Genomic DNA, 18,711 nt, shown 5'->3' on the forward strand with positions numbered 1-18,711 from the left:
GGTCACCGATGCGTCCCGTCCCCCGCTCGGTCAGCGGGGGCGGGGCACTCGGCCCGTGCTCAGGGCCAGTGCCTCGCGCGCCCTGGTCACGAGGCCGTCCGCGCCGCAGGTCCGCGCCAGTGTCAGACCGCGGGTCAGCTCGGTGACGGAGTGGGACGCGATGCCGTACTCGACGCGGGCCGCCGCGTGTTCGTAGGCGCAGGGGGATGCCTCCAGGTAAGCGACCGCCTGGGCGAGCAGCGTGACCGAGCGCCGACCGGTCTCCAGAGCGGCGGCACAGCGCAGGGCCTCTCCTATGGCGGTGTCCGTGCCGAAGCGTTCGGCCTGCATACGGGCGTCGGCCGCCACCTCGGCGGCGCGGCGGGGGTCCGAGACCGCGAGGGTCCGGGCGAGCTCTCCGGCCCAGGGAGCCATCACCGTGTTGTGGCCGCCGCGGGCCGCGGACATCTTCTCGGCGGTCTCCAGCTCGTTCACGCCGTCCTCGACGCGGCCGGTGGCGATCAGCAGGCGGCCCCTTATCGAGTGGGTGTCCGGCAGGACGATCGTGGAGGGGTGGGGCGGTTCGAAGGAGTACCGCTCGGCGATCTCCTCGGCGGCGCCCACCTGGCCGCGGGCGAGCAGCGTGTCGATGAGCATGCACGCCGCCGACCAGTGCATGGGCAGACCGTGGCCCACCCGGTCCGCCAGGCGGAGTGCCTCGCGCAGGGACTCCTCGGCGTCCACGAGGCGGCCCCGTCTGCGGAGCACGTATCCGCCGAAGGCGTGCGCGAGGGCCAGATGGCCGCCGCTCCATCCGGCGTGCTCGTAGCTCCGCCGGGCCTCCGTGAAGAGGCTCTCGGCGCGGTCGAGGCGGTCCGCGTACGTGTAGGAGATGCCGAGCATCATGAGGAGCTCGAAGCTCCACTCGGTGTCGGTCCAGCCGAGGCCCGGCGCGAGGCGGCCGTTGACGAGGGCGAGGTCGCAGAGCTCGACGACCTCCTCGGCGTTCTCCCCGCGGGTCATCGCGTCGAAGGCGCGGAGGATGAGCAGGGCGCGCTCGGAGTTGTCGCGGCCGGTGAGCGGCCTGACGAGTTCGGCGAGGCGGCGGGAGCGGCCTGGCGCGTCCTCCTCGCCGGCGTGGATGCCCTCCCACATGTAGTGCACGGCCTGCAGACGCATCCGGGCGGGGCCGGCGCCGAGCCGGTCCGCCTCCGCGTCGACCGTGGCGACGGCCTCCTCCAGCTGGTCGTTGTGGACGAGCGCCGAGGACAGCCTGCAGACCGCGTCGACCCGGAGTTCCTCCTCCAGGCCGTGCACCGTGAGTGCCTCCCGCAGATGCCCGATGGTCGTCGCGGGCGAGGTCAGGAGCGTGGCGCAGCCCAACTCGTAGAGCACGCGCGCGTGGACCTCGGGAAGGGGCGGTTCCACCAGGGCGCGCTCAAGACAGCGGCGGGCCGCGTCCGGGGCGCCGACGGCGAGGTGCTCGCGAGCGGCCTCGCGCATCTGATCGACGAGTTCGGGGTCGTCGTCCGGATGTACTTCGAGCAGGTGGCGGGAGGCCGCGGCGGCGCCGAGGCCCGACGCGGTGACGACCGAGGCGGCCACGCCGTGCATCGCGGTGCGCAGCGCGTCCGGGATCGAGCGGTAGACGGCGGTGGCGATGAGCGGGTGGACGAACTCCAGGTCCCCTTCGTCGAGTTGACCGGTCGTCCGGTCGGCCTCGGTGAGGATGCGTGCCGCGCCGAGGAGGGCGGCACAGCGCTCCGCCTCGTCCCGTGGCATTCCGGCGAGTTCGGCCGCCAGTTCCAGGGAGATCCGCGTGCCGAGGATGGCCGCCGCCCAGGCGAACCGGGTGGCGTCCACGCCGAGCCCTTCGAGCCGGTCGACGAGCCCGCGGCCGCGGGCCGCGCGGTTCAGCGCGCGTAGCTCCGAGGCCGAGTCCTCGACCGGTTCGAAGTCGCTGTCCTGGACCTTGGCGAGGAGCTCCACGGTCTCGTACGGGTTGCCGCCGGTGACGGCCCAGACCTCGCGGCAGAACGGCACGTCGGCGTGCGCGCCGAGCGTGGTGCGGGTGAGGCCCGCCGTGGCGTCGGGGGTCAGCGCGCGCAGAGCGGGCATCGGGCCGGCCAGGGCGCCGACGCTGTCGAGGTGGCGGGCGCTCTCGCCGGTGGCGTCGCCGGGGCGGCGGGCGACCAGGACGAGGACGGGCAGGTCGTCGAGGCGCTCCGCGAAGGCGGCGAGCCAGTGCAGGCTCTCCTGGTCGGCCCAGTGCGCGTCGTCGACGAGCAGCACCAGCGGCCACTCGCGGCGGGCGAGCCTGCGTACGGCCGCGACCAGGCCGTCGCACACGCCCTGCGGGTCGGCCTGGCGGTCGCCCGGTTCGGCGATGCCGAGGGCGGGTCCCGCGATGTCGTACCAGTCGCCGAAGTACTCACGCGCCTCGTCGGGCATCAGCGCCACGAGCGCGGGCTGCAGCAGCTGTCGTACGACGTTGAAGGGAACGGACGTGATGGTCTCGCCGCCGCGTGCCGACCACACCGCGCATTTGCGTGTCTCCGCTATCCGGCGCGACTCGGCGAGCAGCGCGGTCTTGCCGATGCCCGCCTCTCCGGTGAAGACCAGCAGGCTGCCCGAGGCCGAACCCGCGCACAGCGCGTCGACTGCCTCCGCGACCGCGGCGAGTTCCGCGTCGCGCTCCCAGAGGGGTGCCGAGGCGGCCGTTCCCGGCCGTGCCTCCGTCATCCCGCTACCTCCCCAGGTCGCCCAAACGACGTACAGACCTTGAGCCTAGCCCTCCGGAAGGCACGATGGAGCCTGGTCGGGACACCTGCTGCCGCGACGGGTGACGGGGGTGGCCCGAAGGCGGTGCACGACACCGCCGACAGGCCCGGGTGAAAGTAATTGACAGTCAAAAGCCGTGAACTGAAACTAACTTTCCAACATCGTCGCGGCGGCGGGAGGAACGGAATGGGCGCTCCGGCGCACGGCTCCGGCCTGCGGACCGACCGGCCCGAGCGCTCCCGCAGGGCGCTGGTCGCGGGGTCGGTGGGCAACTTCATCGAGTGGTACGAGTTCGGCGTCTACGGCTACTTCGCGACGGTCATCGCGGCCCGCTTCTTCACGCCGGAAGGCGGCAGCGAGGCCGAGGCGCTGGTCAGGACGTACGCGTCCTTCGCGCTCGCGTTCTTCTTCCGGCCCGTCGGCGCCGCGCTGTTCGGGCGGCTCGGCGACCGCGTCGGACGCCGTCCCGTACTCATCATGGTCATCGTCCTCATGACGGTGGCGACGACACTGATCGGCGTGCTGCCCACGTACGACACGGTGGGTGCCCTCGCGCCCTGGCTGCTGACCTTTCTGAGGGTCCTTCAGGGACTGTCCGCGGGCGGGGAGTTCGGGGGCGCGGTGTCGGTGATGACGGAGTTCGCGCCACCGGGCAGACGGGGCCTGTACGGGTCGTGGCAGTCGTTCACGGTGGCGCTGGGGCTGCTGGGCGGGGCGGGAGTGGCCGCACTGCTGGCGACCGTGCTCAGTGAGGGGCAACTGGGCGACTGGGGCTGGCGGTTGCCGTTCCTGCTGACGCTGCCGATGGGGCTCGGGGCGCTGTGGCTGCGCCTGCGGCTCGACGAGACGCCGTCCTTCGAGTCGCTCCGGGAGGAGCCCCGGCCCGAGCGCCCGCCGGGGCGCGAGGTGGCGAAGGCGATCGCGCTGGGCGCGGGCCGCGTCATGGGCTGGGCGGCGGCCGGCTACACGTTCCTCGTCGTGCTCCCCTCGTATCTGCAGAGTTCACTGAACGCCACGTTCCAGCAGGCACTGGTCGCGACCGTCCTCGCCAACCTGGGCTTCGCGGTCACGATCATCCCGGCGGGCCTGCTCAGCGACCGGATCGGCCGGCGCCCGGTGATGCTGACGGGCGCGCTGCTGGTCACCGTCCTCGCGGTCCCGCTGCTCAACCTCCTCCAGGACACGGGCACTTCGAACGCGGTGAAGGGCGGGGCCGTGTTCGTCGCGGGCGCCGTCGTGGGGCTGATGGCGGGGCCGGGGCCCGCGATGCTCTCGGAGATGTTCCCGACGAGCGTCCGCTACACGGGGCTGGGACTCGCCTACGCCCTGTCCAATGCCGTGTTCTCGGGATGCGCGGGCCTCATCATCACGGAGACCGTCAAGCGGACGGGAAGCGTGGACATTCCGGCGTACTACGCGGCCGTGACGTGCGCGGTGAGCGCGCTGGCGCTTCTGACGCTCCGCAAGGCGCCGATGCGACAAGGGAGTTGAGCGGGATGGGCAGGTTCAGCAGGTGGAGGTCGAGCGGGTGCGGGTGATCGGCCTGATGTCCGGCACGTCGTACGACGCGATCGACGCGGCGGCGGCCGACCTGCGGCTCGACGGGGACAGCCTGGTGCTGCGGCCACTCGGCATGGTCGGCGATGTGTACGGGGCCGAGGTGCGCGAGGCCCTCGCGGCGGCGCTGCCTCCGGCGGCCACGACCCTCGCCGAGGTGTGCCGCCTCGACACGCTCGTCGGGCAGGCCTTCGCGGCGGCAGCCCTCCGCGCCGACCGTGAACTGTGCGACGGACGGGCCGAGTTGGTGGCCTCGCACGGTCAGACCGTCTACCACTGGACCGACGGCGGGCAGGTGCGCGGCACCCTGCAGCTCGGCCAGCCCGCCTGGATCGCGGAGGCCACCGGGCTGCCCGTGGTCGCCGACTTCCGGCCACGCGACATCGCCGCCGGCGGCCAGGGGGCGCCCCTGGTGAGCCTCTTCGACCTCCTGTGGCTGCGCGGCAGGCCGGGCAGCCCGGTCGCGCTGAACCTCGGCGGCATCGCCAACCTGACCGCACCCGACGGCACCGCCTTCGACACGGGTCCCGCGGGTGCGCTCATCGACGCGGCCGTACGCCATTTCACCGGCCGCGCCTACGACACGGACGGCGCGCTGGCCGCCCGCGGCAACGTCCACGAGCCGCTCCTGCGCCGGCTCCTCGACGAGCCGTACTACGCGCTGCCCGCGCCGAAGACGACCGGCAAGGAACTGTTCCACCGGGACTATCTGCTGGCGGCTCTGGCGGCTCCGGCGGACCCGGATGTACCGACCACTCGGGCCACGGCGGCGCCTCCGGGCACGGCTGCGGCTGCGGCTGCGGCTGCGGCTGCGGCTGCGGCTGCGGCTGCGGCAACAACTCCGGCGGCCCCGGCGGACATCGGCACTCTCGCCCACCAGGACGTGATCGCCACCCTCACCCGGCTCACCGCGCGCACGGTCGCGGACGCCGTCCGTTCCGTACACGCCACCGAGGTCGTCGCCTCGGGCGGCGGCACGCGCAATCCCGTCCTCATGGCGATGCTCGCCGAGGAGTTGCCGGGGGTACCGCTGCACACCTCCGACGCACTGGGCCTGCCGTCGGCCGCGAAGGAGGCGTACGCGTTCGCCGTCCTCGGCTTCCTGACGCTGCACGGTCTCGCGGGCACCGACCCGAGGAGCACCGGCGCCCGGCACGCCAGCGTGCTGGGCTCGGTGACACCGGGGCGGGACGGGCTGCCGCGGGTGTCCCGGGGCTTGAAACAGCCGGTGCGGCTGGTGATCGAGTGAAACGAATCCGGATCCTCTCATCCGGCTTTCACCCGCACCTCATACGGTGGACCCATGACGCAGGCGACTCCCCCCGGCTGGTATCCCGACCCCGGGCAGACGATTGACAGCCCCGCAACCCAGCGCTGGTGGGACGGTAGGACATGGACGGACCAGACCCGCCCAGCGGAGTCCGGCGCCGTCTGGGGCCCTCCGGCGTTCTCACCGGGCTCGCCGTACCCGGGCGCGCACCCCGGCGGCCCGCGGCGAAAAGGGCGCACGGCGATAGCCGTCGCCGTCGCCGTGGCGGTCCTCGCCGGCATCGGCGGCGGGGTGTACGCGCTGACCGCGGACGACGGCTCGGGCGGCACCGATTCGACCAACTCCCAGCCGGTACCGTCCCTGCCCGGCGGCCCGCAGGGACAGGACGGCGGCGGCCAGGGCGGCCCCGGCGGACCGGAGGGCGGCGAGTCCGGGGCCCCGCAGCCACTGCCGTCCGAGGACGGCTACGCCACGGACCCGATCAACGGCATCAGCCTGCCCGTGCCGGACGGTTGGAGCGGCTCGACCATCCAGGTGGGCGCGCAGGTGACGACCAAGGGCTCCTACGAGTGCCCCGGCGACACCTCGGAGAAGTGCAGCCTCGGCGGCGCCTACTCGGCCCCCGCGCTCGCCCTGAAGCTCAAGGCCACCACCGCCGAGGCCGCCGCCAAGGAGGACATCACCAAGAACGCCGAGGAATCCTACGGCGGCAAGAGCTACGGCAAGATCACCTCGCACGACGAGCTCTCGTCCAAGGCCGTGACGGTGGCCGGGCAGAAGGGCTACGCGGTCCGCTGGAAGGTCGTCACGAGCAAGGGCGACGACGGCTACGTCGAGTCGCTCGTCTTCCCGGCGCCCTCCAACTCCAAGCAGCTCGTCGTCGTGCGCTTCGGCATCGATGTCAGCTCCAAGGCCCCCAAGCAGTCGGTCATCGACGACATCACCAAGGGCATCAAGGAGGCCGCGGGCGGCGGCAACGGGCAGAACGTGTAGACATACGACGGTCAGGGCGTACGACGTTCGCGACGGGCGGCCGGAAGGGCGGCCGTCGGTCATGGCGGAACCGGCCCGGAGCGGACACCGATCGGCCGGGTGGGGCGCCTCTCCGCTCGAGAGGAACCCCACCCGGCCGGGGGGTGCGCGCCGCCCCCGTCCCCACGGTGCGGCGCGAGCAGGTCACCGTCCAGTCATCCCGTGGACGGCGGCCTGAGTCTCAGGTGGTGTCCGACAGCCCCAGGGCCGGCAGTAGGGCCACCTCCACATAGCGCAGGAGGTAGTCGGCGTCCGCGGGGCGCCCCTCAAGGAGGGGGCGGACGCGGAGCATGCCGAGCAGCTGGGCCGGCACGAACTCCAGTACCGGATGGTCGGCCGTGATCTCTCCACGTTCGACCGCGCGCCGGACCATCCCCCGGAGCGCCTCCAGTTCGGGCTCCACCAGCGCGTCGCGCAGGGCGCGCTGCAGCTCGTCGTCCTGCATCACGGACTGCCCGAGCGCCTGCAGCAGTCTGGTGTCCTCGTCCGACCGCTCGCCCGCCGTGCGCGCGACCGCGCGCAGGTCGCCGGCGAGCGAGCCGGTGTCGATGCCGATGAACTTGGGACAGTGGTTGGCCCGCAGCGCGGCCGCCACGAACTGCGGCTTCGTCTTCCACTGCCGGTAGAGCGTGGACTTGCTGCACCGGGTGCTGGAGGCGACGCCCTCCATGGTCAGCGCGTCATAGCCGCACTCGCGGATCTGGTCGAGCACGGCGTCGAAGAACTCCTGCTCACGCTCGCGCGTGATCTTGGAGCGGCGCGAGGCGACGGCCGTCTCCGGTTCGTCCGCTGCCTGCGACGTCATGGCTCTTCTCCTCGCCGGTCTCCGCGGCCCCGTGCGGGCCCGCTTCCCGTGTGCTCTCCAGTGTGGCCCTACGACCGGCCCTCAGTGTGGTGTAAGTCCTATCGATACGCCAGTGTACCGGAACGCGAACGTATCGGTACACTGGCGTATCGATGAGCCTTGGACAGGACCCACCCCTGTGTCGAGTGGATCCCCTCCTGGGCTCACCACGCACCAGCACCACCAGAACGTCAGCAAAGGGGCCGGGGGATGGAAAGCCGATCCGAGCCTGCAAGAGAGTCCGAGCCTGCAAGAGAAGGGGAGGCCGCGATACGGCGGCCGCCCCTCGTCCGTGAGCTCCTGCTCGTCGCGGGACTCTTCCTCGTCTACAAGCTCGGCCGCCAGCTGGCCACGGGCCACACCGGTGAGGCCTTCGACAACGCGCACCGGGTCTGGGACCTCGAACGGTTCCTGGGCCTGCCCGGCGAAGGCGACGTGCAGTCGGCACTGCTGCACGGCGACACCCTCGTGCACGTCGTCAACACCTACTACGCGACCGTCCACTTCCCCGCCACCGCGGCCTTCCTGATCTGGCTCTACCTGCGGCGGCCCGGGCACTACGTGTGGGCCCGCCGGGTGCTCGCCGCGGTCACCGCCGCCGCCCTGGTGGCGCATCTGACGTTCCCGCTCGCACCGCCCCGCATGCTCGCCACGACGGGTCTCGTGGACACCGGCCAGGTGTACGGGCCCACGGTGTACGGCGCCTCGCCCGCGACCGACTCGCTGTCGAACCAGTTCGCGGCGATGCCCTCGCTGCACTTCGGCTGGGCCCTGATGGTCGCGATCGGCCTGATCGCCGCGACCCGGTCCCGGTGGCGGTGGCTCTGGCTGCTGCATCCGCTGGCCACGCTGCTGGTGATCGTCGGCACGGCGAACCACTACTGGCTCGACGCGATCGTGGCGGCCGCGCTCCTCGGCATCGCCCTCGCCGTGATCCGCGTACCGCGCCGGACGGCGACACCGACGGCGCCCGGCCGGGAACTCGTGGGTGCCGGCAGCTCCGTAACGGAACGGCCTGAAGCACCGGACGGGCCCGGCGGGCCGGGGACACCCGGCGCGCAGGACGCGTCGGACGCGCCGGAGCTCGTGGGAGCCGGTCGATGAGCGCCACGCTCGTCGCCGTCGTGCTGTCGCTGTTCTCGGCCGTCGCGTACGCGGCCGCGGCGGTGGCCCAGCAGCGGCTGGCCGCGCGGACCCCCGACTCCGGGGTGCTCCGGCTGCTCGGCAGCGGTGCCTGGTGGTGGTCGGTGGGCCTCAACGCGTCGGCGGCACTGCTGCACGTGGCCGCCCTCAAGTACGGGCCCCTCACGCTGGTCCAGCCGCTCGGCGCGCTCACTCTGGTCGCCGCGGTGCCGCTGGGCGCGCGGCTGGCGGGGCGGCGCGTCACGTTCGTCGAGTGGCGCGGTACGGCGCTGACGCTGGCCGGGCTCGCGGCCCTGCTGGTCACGGCGTCCGGGCCCGCGCCCGACGATGTGCTCAGCGTCCCGCAGGCGCTGGCCGTGGCGGGCACGACCGCGGCCCTCATCGGCGTACTCGCGAGGCCGGGCACCCGCCCCGGGCTGCGGCACGCGACCTCGTCCGGCTTCGCCTCGGGTGTCGCCTCGGCGCTCACGCAGACCGTCACGGTCGCCGCGACGGACCGCTCGGAATCTCTGCTGAGCGGGCAGGTGATCGTGGTCGCGGTGCTGGTCGCCGCGTTCGCGGCGGGCGGGCTGCTGCTGTCGCAGACCGCCTACAAGGGCGGGCTCGGCGCTCCCCTCGCGGTGGTGACGCTGGCCAACCCGATCGCCGCCGCGGTGATCGGCCTCTCACTGCTGGGCGAGCGGCTGCAGGGCGGCGTCGCGGGACTGCTGCTGGCGCTGGCCGGGGCGGCGGTCGCGGCCTGGGGCGTGGTGACGCTGTCGCGCGCCACGCCGGTGCCTTCGACGGAGCCTTCGGCGAGGCCTTCGACGGACGACGAGGAGCACCCGGTGGCCGCGGTTCTCGCGCTGGAGCCCGGATCGGCTTTGAACGAGCCGTCGTTGCTGCCGCGACAGCCGAAGCACGGGCGTCTCACCCCGCTGTAGGCCACGACAAGATGAGGGGGCGGCCGCGGATGTCCGCGACCGCCCCCCTCTCATGACGAACTGACGAACCGACGCGTCAGCCGAGCCCTCGGCTGTCCTGCTTGAGCGCCGTGTCGACGGTCAGCGCCGTCGCTATCACGAGGCTCAGCAGGGGCTCGGGAAGCTGGTAGTGCAACTGCAGGACGTAGTTGTCCGCGGTCGTGAACATCGTCTTGGCGAGGCCTTCCCAGGTCTTGGTGATCCGGGCGACCTCGTTGTCGGAGTGGTCGACGATCGAGAAGTTCCAGGCACGCCAGTTCTCCGCCTTGATCGCGCCGACCTGCTGACCGTCCACCTTGATCGCGAAGTTGATCTTCCCGAACATGTTCTGCTGGGCGATCTCACCGACGGGCGAACCGTCCGGACGCGCCACCAGCACCCGCGACTTCAGGAACTTGCGGGGCCGGGTCAGCAACAGCTGCGGCTGGCCGTACGCGTCGCGGATCTCCAGCTTGTGCGTCATGAACTGGTCGAGGCTCGCGAAGAAGCGCAGCACCTTCTTCAGCGCGCTCTGTCCGACCTGGACCACCGAGCCGAGCTGGTTGCCCTGCTGGTCCATGACCTTGTACTCGTTGGTCAGCTCGATCAGCTTGGCCTTCTGGTTCACCACCAGGACCGGCTCGGTGAACAGAGTGCCCCCGCCGGCGGCGTTCGGTGCGACACCGGCCTGCTGGTGCACCTGCTGCTGCACTCGCGGGTCGAACCCTCCCGCCTGCTGCGGAACCTGCTGCACGGGCTGCGGCTGCTGCCCAGGGTGCTGCTGCACGTGCTGCTGCTGGACCGGGGGCTGTTGCACGTGCTGCTGGACCGGCTGGGCGGCCTGAGCCTGCTGCTGGTCCTGGTTGGTGTGCTGGGTCCACTGAGCACCGTCCCAGTAACGCAGCGTCTGGGACGCACCCTGAGGATCCGGGTACCAACCTGCAGGAGTGTTCGAATGCGTGGTCACCGGGGCACAGTACCCCGGGTCCGCCAGTACCTGACCAGTCCGTGCGATGTGGGACTCATCGCATCTCCCGTGGCGAATCGCACCCCCCTACGCCCTGGCGATCGCCGGGTCGCTGACGCCCACCCGGCCGTTCTCGACATGCCCGGCGAACCGGCGCAGGAACGGACCGCCCGCCTCGGACACGACGGTGAGGTCGTACCAGCGCCTGCTCGCGCCCAGGTCCACGGTGTGCCTCACGGTCGCGCCGGGCCGCACCAGGAACGACTTGGGCCTGCCGCCGTAGCCGTTGGTGAGCCTGAGTTCGACCGTGCGGGAGCCCTTGTTGGTGAAGGTCAGCTCGATGTCGTCCCCGTCGTGACGGGCGGTGACCTCGGGTCCGGCGGTCTTGCCCGGACCCTTGAACACGCGCACGAAGCCGTTGGGCCCGTGCACGGTCAGGTCGTACGCGCCGCTGGAGTAGGCGGAGTTCCAGGTGTCCGAGACGCTCTTGCCGGCCTCGGTGGTGTAGGTCCAGGGTCCGTCGGTGCGGTTTCCGGAGGTGACGTGGAAGGAGGCGCCGGCCTTCTTGCCCGAGGCGAAGGTCAGCGTGAACTTGCCGGACTTCGGGTCCGCCGAGCCGTCGATCCACGGCGCGTACCGGAGCGGGCGGGCGGGTCGCTGACCGCGCTCCTGCTTCGGCAGCTTCGGATCCGCGGGCGGGGTCGGCTTGTAGTCCGGGTGCCGGTCCTTGTCCGGCGGCTCGTACGCGTCGGTGTCCGGGAGGTCGGCCGGCCTGCTGTCCTTGCGGGAGAAGTCGAACGCGGCGGTCAGGTCGCCGCAGATGGCCCGCCGCCAGGGCGAGATGTTCGGCTCCTCGACGCCGAAGCGGCGCTCCATGAACCGGATGATCGAGGTGTGGTCGAGGGTCTCGGAACAGACGTAACCGCCCTTGCTCCAGGGCGAGACGACGAGCATCGGCACGCGCGGGCCGAGACCGTACGGGCCGGCGACGTTCTTCTCGCTCCCCGGGAAGAGGTCCGGGCCGACGTCGACGGTGGACCTGCCGTGCTCGGCGTCGCGCGGCGGCAGCGGCGGGACGAGGTGGTCGAAGAAGCCGTCGTTCTCGTCGTACGTGATGAACAGGGCCGTCTTCGCCCACACCCTGGGGTCGGAGGTGAGCGCGTCCAGGACCTGGGAGATGTACCAGGCGCCGTAGTTCGAGGGCCAGTTGGAGTGCTCGGAGAAGGCCTCGGGGGCGGCGATGTACGAAACCTGCGGCAGCTTGCCGCCCTTGACGTCGGCTCGCAGCCGGTCGAAGAAGCCCTCGCCCTTGCGGGCGTCGGTGCCGGTGCGGGCCTTGTCGTAGAGCGGGTCGCCCGCCTTGGCGTTGCGGTACTTGTTGAAGTAGAGCAGCGAGTTGTCGCCGTAGTTGCCGCGGTACGGGTCCGAGATCCAGCCCCAGGAGCCGGCCGCGTCCAGGCCGTTGCCGATGTCCTGGTAGATCTTCCAGGAGATCCCAGCCTTCTCCAGGCGCTCCGGGTACGTCGTCCAGTCATAGCCGAGTTCGTCGTTGCCGAGGACCGGCCCGCCGCCCTTGCCGTCATTCCCCGTGAAGCCCGTCCACATGTAGTAGCGGTTCGGGTCGGTGGAGCCGATGAACGAGCAGTGGTACGCGTCGCAGACGGTGAAGGTGTCGGCGAGCGCGTAGTGGAACGGAATGTCCTCGCGAGTCAGGTACGCCATCGTCGTGGCACCCTTCGCGGGGACCCACTTGTCGTACTTGCCGCCGTTGTAGGCGGCGTGCCCGTCGGGCCAGCTGTGCGGCAGGCCCTCCAGGAACTGCATGCCGAGGTCGTCGGCCTCCGGGTGGAAGGGCAGCAGTTCCTCGGTGCCGTCCGACTGGTGCCACACGGACTTGCCGTTGTCGAGCGTGACCGGGTGCGGGTCGCCGAAACCACGTACGCCTCTCAGCGCACCGAAGTAGTGATCGAAGGAACGGTTCTCCTGCATGAGGACGACGACGTGCTCGACGTCCTCGATAGTGCCTCGGTGGTACCCCGCGGGGATCGCCGCGGCCTTGGCGATGCTCTCCGACAGCGCGGTGAACGCCGCAGTACCGCCTGCGAGTTGGAGAAAACGGCGCCGATTCACTTCGGGCATGGCAGGTGACCTCTTGTCCTGACGGGGTGCTGAGGGCGAGTACGTGATGGAACGTGCGCGAATGGAGTGTTCCAAGAGCAGCAAACGTCAGGGAAGGGTCGCGTGGCATCTGCGTGAAAGACGGCGGTACGTGAGGTGCGCGGCCCATTTCCGGAGCCGTCCGCGACCGGGCGTTCGCGACCCCACCAGGGCCGCGTCTTCCGTCAGACGGAAGCGGGGTTGCCCGGCTGTGGCACCCGTCACGACTGTGGTGACCGACACGGCAGCGCGGGGCGACGACGCCCCGCTTCAAGGGACGGGACCGCCCATGCCTCATATGACCGCTTTCGCCAGGAACCAGTGGTACGTCGCCGCCTACGCCCATGAGGTGGGGCGGGAGCTGCTCGGCCGGACGATTCTCGGTGAGCCGATCGTCTTCTACCGCACCGAGGACGACGGGCGGCCCGTCGCACTGCACGACCGCTGTGTGCACCGCCGCTATCCGCTCTCGGAGAGCGGGCTCGACGGCGACCGGATCGTCTGCGGCTACCACGGCTTCACGTACGACACGACGGGTGCGTGCGTGTACGTGCCCGGTCAGAAGCGCGTTCCCCGTACCGCCCGTGTCGCCTCCTACCCGGTGGTCGAGCAGGACGCCCTGATCTGGGTGTGGATAGGCGACCCGGCCCTCGCCGACCCGGAGACCATTCCGCGGGCCAGGCACCTGGACTCCCCCGGCTGGGTCACCGTCAGCGGGATGGAGCCGATCGACGCCGACTACGGCCTCCTCGTCGACAACCTCCTCGACCTGTCGCACGAGACGTATCTGCACGGCGGTTACATCGGCACCCCGGAGGTCGCGGAGACGCCGATCACCACCGAGGTGGACGAGGGCGCGGGCATCGTGCGGGTGAGCCGGCACATGGACGACGCCGAGTGCCCGCCGTTCTACGCGAGGTCGACCGGCATCGAGGGGCGGATCACCCGCTGGCAGGACATCGAGTACCACGCGCCGTGTCTGTATCTGCTGCACAGCCGGATCGCCCCGGTCGGTGTGGTGCCCGAGGCGGACGGCAGCGACCCGAACGGCTTCCACACGGAGATCACGTACGCCATCACGCCGTCCGCCGACGGCAAGGTGTACGACTTCTGGATGGTCTCGCGCGACTGGGCGACCGGCGACGACGAGGTCACCGAGTTCCTGCGGGGCAACAACCACACCGTCGTGATGCAGGACGTCGACGCGCTCAACCTGCTGCAGAAGACGCTGGGCACGGAGCGCACCGGCTACCAGGAGCTGAGCATCAACATCGACACCGGCGGGCTGGCCGCCCGCCGTATCCTCGCCCGGCTGGTCGAGGAGGGCGAGAAGCCCATGGAGAAGGTCCAGTGACCAGCCCGACCGGCGAGATCTACCGCATCGACTGGCTGCCGGGCACCGATGTGCTGCACGGCACCTGTCACTGCGGGGCCGAGTACAGCGCCGAGGACCCGATCGAGATGTGGGAGTGGATGCTCGGCCACCCCGAGGGACACACCCCGCGCGACCCGGACGTCCCGCATCTGCCGCGCGACCCGAACATCCCCCAAGGAAACGGCTCATGACCTCCTACGAAGCCGAACTCGTCGTCGAGCGACGGGACTTGGCCGCCGACGGCGTGCTCGCCCTCACCCTGCGCCATCCGCTGGGCGAGGAGCTGCCGGCCTGGGAGCCGGGTGCCCACATCGATGTGCTCCTGGGCCCGGACCTGGAGCGGCAGTACTCCCTGTGCGGTGATCCGGCCGACCGGCACTCCTGGCGCGTCGCGGTCCTGCGGGAACCCGACGGACGCGGCGGATCCGCCCATGTGCACGGGCAGTTGGAGGCGGGCCACAAGGTCCGGGTGCGCGGCCCGCGCAACCACTTCGCCCTCCAGCCGTCGCCGCGCTACCGGTTCGTCGCGGGCGGCATCGGTATCACCCCGATCCTGCCGATGCTGGCCGCGGCCCAGGCGGCGGGCGCGGAGTGGACGCTGCTGTACGGCGGCCGTACGCGCAACTCCATCGCTTTCGTGGAGGAGTTGGGCCGGTACGGGGACAAGGTGCGGATCGCCCCGCAGGACGAGGCCGGGCTGCTCGACCTCGCCTCCGAGCTCGGCACTCCGCAGCCCGACACGCTCGTCTACTGCTGCGGTCCCGGGCCGCTGCTGGACGCCGTGGAGGAGCGGTGCGCGGTGTGGCCCAAGGGCTCACTGCACGTCGAGCGGTTCCAGCCCAAGGTCCAGGAGACGGGCGCGGACACGGAGTTCGAGGTGGTCCTGGAGCGCTCGGGCCACACGCTCACCGTCCCCGCGGACGTCTCCGTGCTCGACACCGTTCGGTCCGCGGGGGTCGAGGTGCTCTTCTCCTGCACCGAGGGCACCTGCGGGACCTGCGAGACGGACGTCCTCGAAGGCACCCCGGACCACCGGGACTCGGTGCTCACGGACGAGGAACGGGAGACCGGCGAGACCATGCTCATCTGTGTGTCCCGGTGCCGCGGGAAGCGCCTCGTGCTCGACCTGTGACTCCCACCGCGTCTACCGCGTCTGCGACCTGATCCGCCGGACGGACCCCAGGTCCGCCTCGATCCGGGCCACCGTGGCCAGTAGATGCGGCAGCAGGTCACGGCGTACGGAGTCGACGGAGTTGCGGCTGGCGTGCACGGGGACGTTGACCGCCGCCACGACCTCGCCGTCCCGGTCCCGCACCGGGACGGCTACCGAGCGCAGTCCCTCCTCCAGCTCCTGGTCGACGATCGCGTACCCCTGACGGCGGACCCGGCGCAGTTCGGTGCGCAGCAGGTCGGCCGAGACGATCGTGCGGGCCGTCAGCGCGCGCAGGTCCGCTCGGACCAGCCGGGCGTCGATGTCCTCGTCGGGCAGCTGCGAGAGCAACACCCGCCCCACGGACGTCACATGGGCCGGAAAACGGGTGCCGACCGTGATCGTCGCGGTCATGATGCGGTGCGTGGGCACCCGTGCCACGTACACGATGTCGTCGCCGTCCAGGACGCACAGGGACGACGACTCCCTTATCTGCGCGACGAGTTGCTCCAGATGCGGCTCGGCGATCTCCGGCAGGGTGAAACTGGACAGGTACGAGTAGCCGAGTTCGAGGACGCGCGGGGTGAGCCGGAACATCCGCCCGTCCGTCGTCACGTACCCCAGGTCAAGAAGCGTCAGCAGGAAGCGGCGGGCCGCCGCGCGGGTGAGGTCGGTGAGCCGTGCCACCTCACTGAGCGTCAGTTCCGGGTGCTCGGCGTCGAAAGCGCGGATGACCGCGAGGCCGCGCTCGAAGGAACGGACGAAGTGCGGTTCGCGGGCTCCAGCAGGCATCGTCGCCTCCACGGGACGCACGGGGGTGCGCACTGCGCACGCTAGGAGCACGCTTCGGCAACTGTCAACGACCTTGCGCGTCAAGGGCATTGACCCGCTCCCGGCGAGGTTCTACGTTCCCGCTGAGCACTTCTGTGCGGTCTGCGCACAACCTGTCGAGGAACTGTCCCAGTGGTCCAGAGGGGGAGTCATGCGTCGTCTGCTCATCGGCCTCGCGGCCGGCGCCGTGTTCGTCGCCGCGACGGCCTGCGGTTCGTCCGACTCCGCCGGGTCGGACGACGACAAGGCGTCCGGCGGTGGCACCACCACGATCAAGGCCGGCGTCATCCCCATCATCGACGTCGCGCCCCTGTACCTGGGCCAGTCGAAGGGCTTCTACAGCAAGCGCGGCATCAAGCTGTCGCTGACGAGCGCGCAGGGCGGCGCGGCGATCGTGCCCGGAGTCGTCTCCGGCCAGTTCGACTTCGGCTTCAGCAACATGACGTCCCTGCTGGTCGCCCAGTCCAAGAACATGCCGGTCAAGGCCGTGGCGAACGGTGTGGCGTCCACCGGCAAGGAGGGCTCCGACTTCGCGGAGCTCGCCGTGAAGAAGGGCAGCCCCCTCAAGTCCGCCAAGGACGTGGAGGGCAAGAAGGTCGCCGCCAACACGCTCAACAACATCTGTGACACCTCGGTCAAGGAGTCGGTCCGCAAGGACGGCGGCGACCCGTCCAAGGTCGAGTTCGTGGAGATGCCCTTCGACCAGATGCCGGCCGCGCTCGCGAACGGCCAGGTGGACGCGGCCTGTGTCGTGGAGCCCGCGCTCGCCACCATCAAGTCCCAGGGCGGCACCACCATCGCGTCGCTCTTCGTCGACGTGTCGCCCGACCTCACCGTGGCCATGTACTTCACCTCCCAGCAGTACGCCCAGAAGAACCCGGAGATGGTGAAGAAGTTCCAGGAGGCGACCGCCGAGTCCCTCGCGTACGCCGACAGCCACCCGGACGAGGCCCGCGCGATCATCTCCACATACACGAAGATCCCGAAGAACCTGCTGGAGACGCTCACCCTGCCCCGGTGGCCGGCGGATCCGGACCGCGCCTCCATCGAGCGGCTGTCCGAACTGGGCGTGCAGGACGGTCTGTTCGACAAGGCCCCGAACCTGGACAAGCTGCTGCCGTGAGGGGCACCAACGCCCTCCTGGGCGCGGCCGGGCTCGCGGTCTTCCTCGCACTCGGCGAGGCGGTGCCGCGGCTCGGCCTCGTCAAGGACGAGTACTTCCCTCCGACCAGCCGCATCGCCGACGCGCTCGCGACAGAACTCGCCGACGAGGCGTTCTGGACCGCGCTCGGGGACACGCTCACCGGCTGGGCGATCGGGCTCACGATCGCGGTAACTGCCGGAATCCTGACGGGAGTTCTGATCTCGGTCACGCCCTACCTCCGCGAGGCGACGGCCTCGACGATCGAGTTCCTGCGCCCGATCCCCTCGGTCGCCCTGATCCCGCTCGCGGTGCTGCTGTTCGGCACCGATCTGCGCTCGGTCCTGCTCCTCGTCGTCTACGCGTCCTTCTGGCAGGTTCTGATCCAGGTCATGTACGGCGTCCGGGACGTCGACCCGGTCGCCGAGGAGACGGCCCGCTCGTACGGCCTCGGCCCTTGGGCGCGGATCCGGCACGTGCTCTGGCCCTCGGCCCTCCCGTACGTCATGACGGGCGTGCGGCTGGCTGCCACGGTGGCGTTGATCCTCGCCGTGACCGCCGAACTCGTCATCGGCGCACCGGGGTTGGGCGCCCGCATCGCCGTCGCCCAGACCTCGCAGGCGGTGCCGGAGATGTACGCGCTGGTGGTGGTCACCGGGCTGCTCGGACTGCTGATCAACGTGGGCGCGCGGACGGTCGAGCGACGGGCGCTGTCCTGGCACCAGTCCGTGCGTGGGGAGGTGGCGGTGTGAAGGGTCTGCTGCTGCGGCTGTACGTCGCCGTCGCGCTGCCCGCCCTGCTGCTCGCGCTCTGGTGGGTCGCCTCGGACGACAACACCGACATCTACTGGCCGTCGCTGCGCACGATCCTCACCACGTTCCCGGACGTGTGGACGGGCGAGCGATGGCGCGAGGACGTGCTGCCGAGCGTGCTGCGGCTGAGCGCCGGGTATGCGTGCGCGGCCGTCGCCGGTGTGGCGCTGGGCACGGTCATCGGCTCGTACCGCCGGGTGCGGGCCGTGTGCGAGCCGGTCCTTGAGTTCCTGCGCGCGGTGCCGCCGCCCGTTCTCGTCCCGGTCATCATGCTGTTCGCGGGCATCGGGGACACGATGAAGATCGCCGTGATCGCGAGCGGCTGCGTCTGGCCGATCCTGCTCAACACCGTGGAGGGTGTCCGGGCGGTCGACTCCGTGATGTCGGAGACGGCCCGCTCGTACGGCATCACGGGCGTCGCGCGGCTGCGGCACGTGGTGCTGCCCTCGGCGAGCCCGCAGATCTTCGCGGGGCTGCGGCAGGCCCTGTCCATCGGCATCATCCTGATGGTCATCAGCGAGATGTTCGCCGCGAGCAACGGGCTCGGCTTCACCATCGTCCAGTTCCAGCGCGGCTTCGCCATCCCCGACATGTGGACCGGGATCCTGCTGCTCGGGCTGCTCGGCTTCGTGCTGTCGGTTCTCTTCCGGCTGGTCGAGCGGCGGGTGCTCGGCTGGTACCACGGCTCGCGCGACGCCTCCCGGCGGTCGTCGTGAACCTCTCGAACGTGA

Annotated in this window: 16 protein-coding genes; 11 read left to right on the top strand and 5 right to left on the bottom strand. The window is 71.0% G+C overall.

The genetic code is table 11. The features are described from left to right. Window positions 1–30 precede the first annotated feature (30 nt). Window positions 31–2,721, bottom strand: a complete 2,691-nt coding sequence (locus tag ACH4YP_RS02845) for an ATP-binding protein (protein ID WP_398489029.1) — start codon at window positions 2,719–2,721, stop codon at window positions 31–33. 225 nt (window positions 2,722–2,946) lie between these two features. Between ACH4YP_RS02845 and ACH4YP_RS02850 the strand changes: the two genes are divergently transcribed. The 3 genes from ACH4YP_RS02850 to ACH4YP_RS02860 are packed head-to-tail and all read left to right on the top strand — an operon-like array spanning window position 2,947 to window position 6,580. Next, on the top strand, window positions 2,947–4,251 hold the full coding sequence (locus tag ACH4YP_RS02850; protein ID WP_398489031.1) for an MFS transporter: 1,305 nt from the start codon (window positions 2,947–2,949) through the stop codon (window positions 4,249–4,251). 37 nt (window positions 4,252–4,288) lie between these two features. Further along, window positions 4,289–5,566, top strand: coding sequence for an anhydro-N-acetylmuramic acid kinase (locus ACH4YP_RS02855; protein ID WP_398489465.1), 1,278 nt, complete (start codon window positions 4,289–4,291; stop codon window positions 5,564–5,566). A 54-nt stretch (window positions 5,567–5,620) separates the two neighbouring features. Continuing rightward, window positions 5,621–6,580, top strand: coding sequence for a DUF2510 domain-containing protein (locus ACH4YP_RS02860; protein ID WP_361051625.1), 960 nt, complete (start codon window positions 5,621–5,623; stop codon window positions 6,578–6,580). A 220-nt stretch (window positions 6,581–6,800) separates the two neighbouring features. Here ACH4YP_RS02860 and ACH4YP_RS02865 read toward each other — a convergent pair whose 3' ends face one another. Then, window positions 6,801–7,424: a TetR/AcrR family transcriptional regulator C-terminal ligand-binding domain-containing protein gene (locus tag ACH4YP_RS02865; protein ID WP_361051622.1), complete on the bottom strand. Its 624-nt coding sequence runs from the start codon at window positions 7,422–7,424 to the stop codon at window positions 6,801–6,803. Between the two features lie 249 nt (window positions 7,425–7,673). On the opposite strand from ACH4YP_RS02865, the gene ACH4YP_RS02870 reads away from it, so the two are divergent. Both ACH4YP_RS02870 and ACH4YP_RS02875 read left to right on the top strand, forming a co-directional pair. Beyond that, window positions 7,674–8,567, top strand: a complete 894-nt coding sequence (locus ACH4YP_RS02870) for a phosphatase PAP2 family protein (protein WP_398489032.1) — start codon at window positions 7,674–7,676, stop codon at window positions 8,565–8,567. Next, window positions 8,564–9,529, top strand: coding sequence for a DMT family transporter (locus ACH4YP_RS02875; RefSeq protein ID WP_361051616.1), 966 nt, complete (start codon window positions 8,564–8,566; stop codon window positions 9,527–9,529). Before ACH4YP_RS02870 ends, ACH4YP_RS02875 begins: the two co-directional genes overlap by 4 nt. A 76-nt stretch (window positions 9,530–9,605) precedes the next feature. Here ACH4YP_RS02875 and ACH4YP_RS02880 read toward each other — a convergent pair whose 3' ends face one another. Continuing rightward, on the bottom strand, window positions 9,606–10,514 hold the full coding sequence (locus tag ACH4YP_RS02880) for a phospholipid scramblase-related protein (protein WP_398489033.1): 909 nt from the start codon (window positions 10,512–10,514) through the stop codon (window positions 9,606–9,608). Window positions 10,515–10,601: 87 nt separating this feature from the next. Continuing rightward, the gene (locus tag ACH4YP_RS02885) at window positions 10,602–12,653 is read right to left on the bottom strand and encodes a phosphocholine-specific phospholipase C (protein WP_398489035.1); all 2,052 of its coding nucleotides are present in this window, start codon (window positions 12,651–12,653) and stop codon (window positions 10,602–10,604) included. A gap of 307 nt (window positions 12,654–12,960) precedes the next feature. Here ACH4YP_RS02885 and ACH4YP_RS02890 point away from each other — a divergent pair, with 307 nt between their 5' ends. The 3 genes from ACH4YP_RS02890 to ACH4YP_RS02900 are packed head-to-tail and all read left to right on the top strand — an operon-like array spanning window position 12,961 to window position 15,178. After that, window positions 12,961–14,025: an aromatic ring-hydroxylating dioxygenase subunit alpha gene (locus ACH4YP_RS02890; RefSeq protein WP_361051589.1), complete on the top strand. Its 1,065-nt coding sequence runs from the start codon at window positions 12,961–12,963 to the stop codon at window positions 14,023–14,025. Next, on the top strand, window positions 14,022–14,237 hold the full coding sequence (locus ACH4YP_RS02895) for a hypothetical protein (RefSeq protein ID WP_398489036.1): 216 nt from the start codon (window positions 14,022–14,024) through the stop codon (window positions 14,235–14,237). Before ACH4YP_RS02890 ends, ACH4YP_RS02895 begins: the two co-directional genes overlap by 4 nt. After that, window positions 14,234–15,178 (top strand): PDR/VanB family oxidoreductase, encoded by a 945-nt coding sequence (locus ACH4YP_RS02900; RefSeq protein ID WP_398489037.1) that lies wholly within the window; start codon window positions 14,234–14,236, stop codon window positions 15,176–15,178. The genes ACH4YP_RS02895 and ACH4YP_RS02900 overlap by 4 nt, the downstream gene beginning before the upstream one ends. A 12-nt stretch (window positions 15,179–15,190) precedes the next feature. Here ACH4YP_RS02900 and ACH4YP_RS02905 read toward each other — a convergent pair whose 3' ends face one another. Then, window positions 15,191–15,988, bottom strand: coding sequence for an IclR family transcriptional regulator C-terminal domain-containing protein (locus ACH4YP_RS02905; RefSeq protein WP_398489039.1), 798 nt, complete (start codon window positions 15,986–15,988; stop codon window positions 15,191–15,193). Between the two features lie 190 nt (window positions 15,989–16,178). Here ACH4YP_RS02905 and ACH4YP_RS02910 point away from each other — a divergent pair, with 190 nt between their 5' ends. The 3 genes from ACH4YP_RS02910 to ACH4YP_RS02920 are packed head-to-tail and all read left to right on the top strand — an operon-like array spanning window position 16,179 to window position 18,696. Beyond that, window positions 16,179–17,150: an ABC transporter substrate-binding protein gene (locus tag ACH4YP_RS02910; RefSeq protein WP_398489040.1), complete on the top strand. Its 972-nt coding sequence runs from the start codon at window positions 16,179–16,181 to the stop codon at window positions 17,148–17,150. Then, entirely contained in the window at window positions 17,147–17,920 is a 774-nt protein-coding gene (locus ACH4YP_RS02915; protein ID WP_398489042.1) for an ABC transporter permease, read from the top strand. The genes ACH4YP_RS02910 and ACH4YP_RS02915 overlap by 4 nt, the downstream gene beginning before the upstream one ends. Beyond that, window positions 17,917–18,696 carry an ABC transporter permease gene (locus tag ACH4YP_RS02920; RefSeq protein ID WP_398489043.1) on the top strand — a complete coding sequence of 260 codons (780 nt, stop codon included), beginning with the start codon at window positions 17,917–17,919 and terminating at the stop codon, window positions 18,694–18,696. Before ACH4YP_RS02915 ends, ACH4YP_RS02920 begins: the two co-directional genes overlap by 4 nt. The last annotated feature ends 15 nt before the right edge of the window (window positions 18,697–18,711 follow it).

Source organism: Streptomyces sp. NPDC020747 (assembly GCF_044334695.1).
In the GTDB taxonomy this organism is placed as follows: Bacteria; Actinomycetota; Actinomycetes; order Streptomycetales; family Streptomycetaceae; genus Streptomyces.

Coding starts and splice junctions, on each gene's coding strand:
- ACH4YP_RS02845 (WP_398489029.1), bottom strand. CDS start 2,721: ATGACGGAGGCACGGCCGGGAACGGCCGCCTCGGCACCCCTCTGGGAG.
- ACH4YP_RS02850 (WP_398489031.1), top strand. CDS start 2,947: ATGGGCGCTCCGGCGCACGGCTCCGGCCTGCGGACCGACCGGCCCGAG.
- ACH4YP_RS02860 (WP_361051625.1), top strand. CDS start 5,621: ATGACGCAGGCGACTCCCCCCGGCTGGTATCCCGACCCCGGGCAGACG.
- ACH4YP_RS02865 (WP_361051622.1), bottom strand. CDS start 7,424: ATGACGTCGCAGGCAGCGGACGAACCGGAGACGGCCGTCGCCTCGCGC.
- ACH4YP_RS02870 (WP_398489032.1), top strand. CDS start 7,674: ATGGAAAGCCGATCCGAGCCTGCAAGAGAGTCCGAGCCTGCAAGAGAA.
- ACH4YP_RS02875 (WP_361051616.1), top strand. CDS start 8,564: ATGAGCGCCACGCTCGTCGCCGTCGTGCTGTCGCTGTTCTCGGCCGTC.
- ACH4YP_RS02885 (WP_398489035.1), bottom strand. CDS start 12,653: ATGCCCGAAGTGAATCGGCGCCGTTTTCTCCAACTCGCAGGCGGTACT.
- ACH4YP_RS02890 (WP_361051589.1), top strand. CDS start 12,961: ATGCCTCATATGACCGCTTTCGCCAGGAACCAGTGGTACGTCGCCGCC.
- ACH4YP_RS02900 (WP_398489037.1), top strand. CDS start 14,234: ATGACCTCCTACGAAGCCGAACTCGTCGTCGAGCGACGGGACTTGGCC.
- ACH4YP_RS02905 (WP_398489039.1), bottom strand. CDS start 15,988: ATGCCTGCTGGAGCCCGCGAACCGCACTTCGTCCGTTCCTTCGAGCGC.
- ACH4YP_RS02910 (WP_398489040.1), top strand. CDS start 16,179: ATGCGTCGTCTGCTCATCGGCCTCGCGGCCGGCGCCGTGTTCGTCGCC.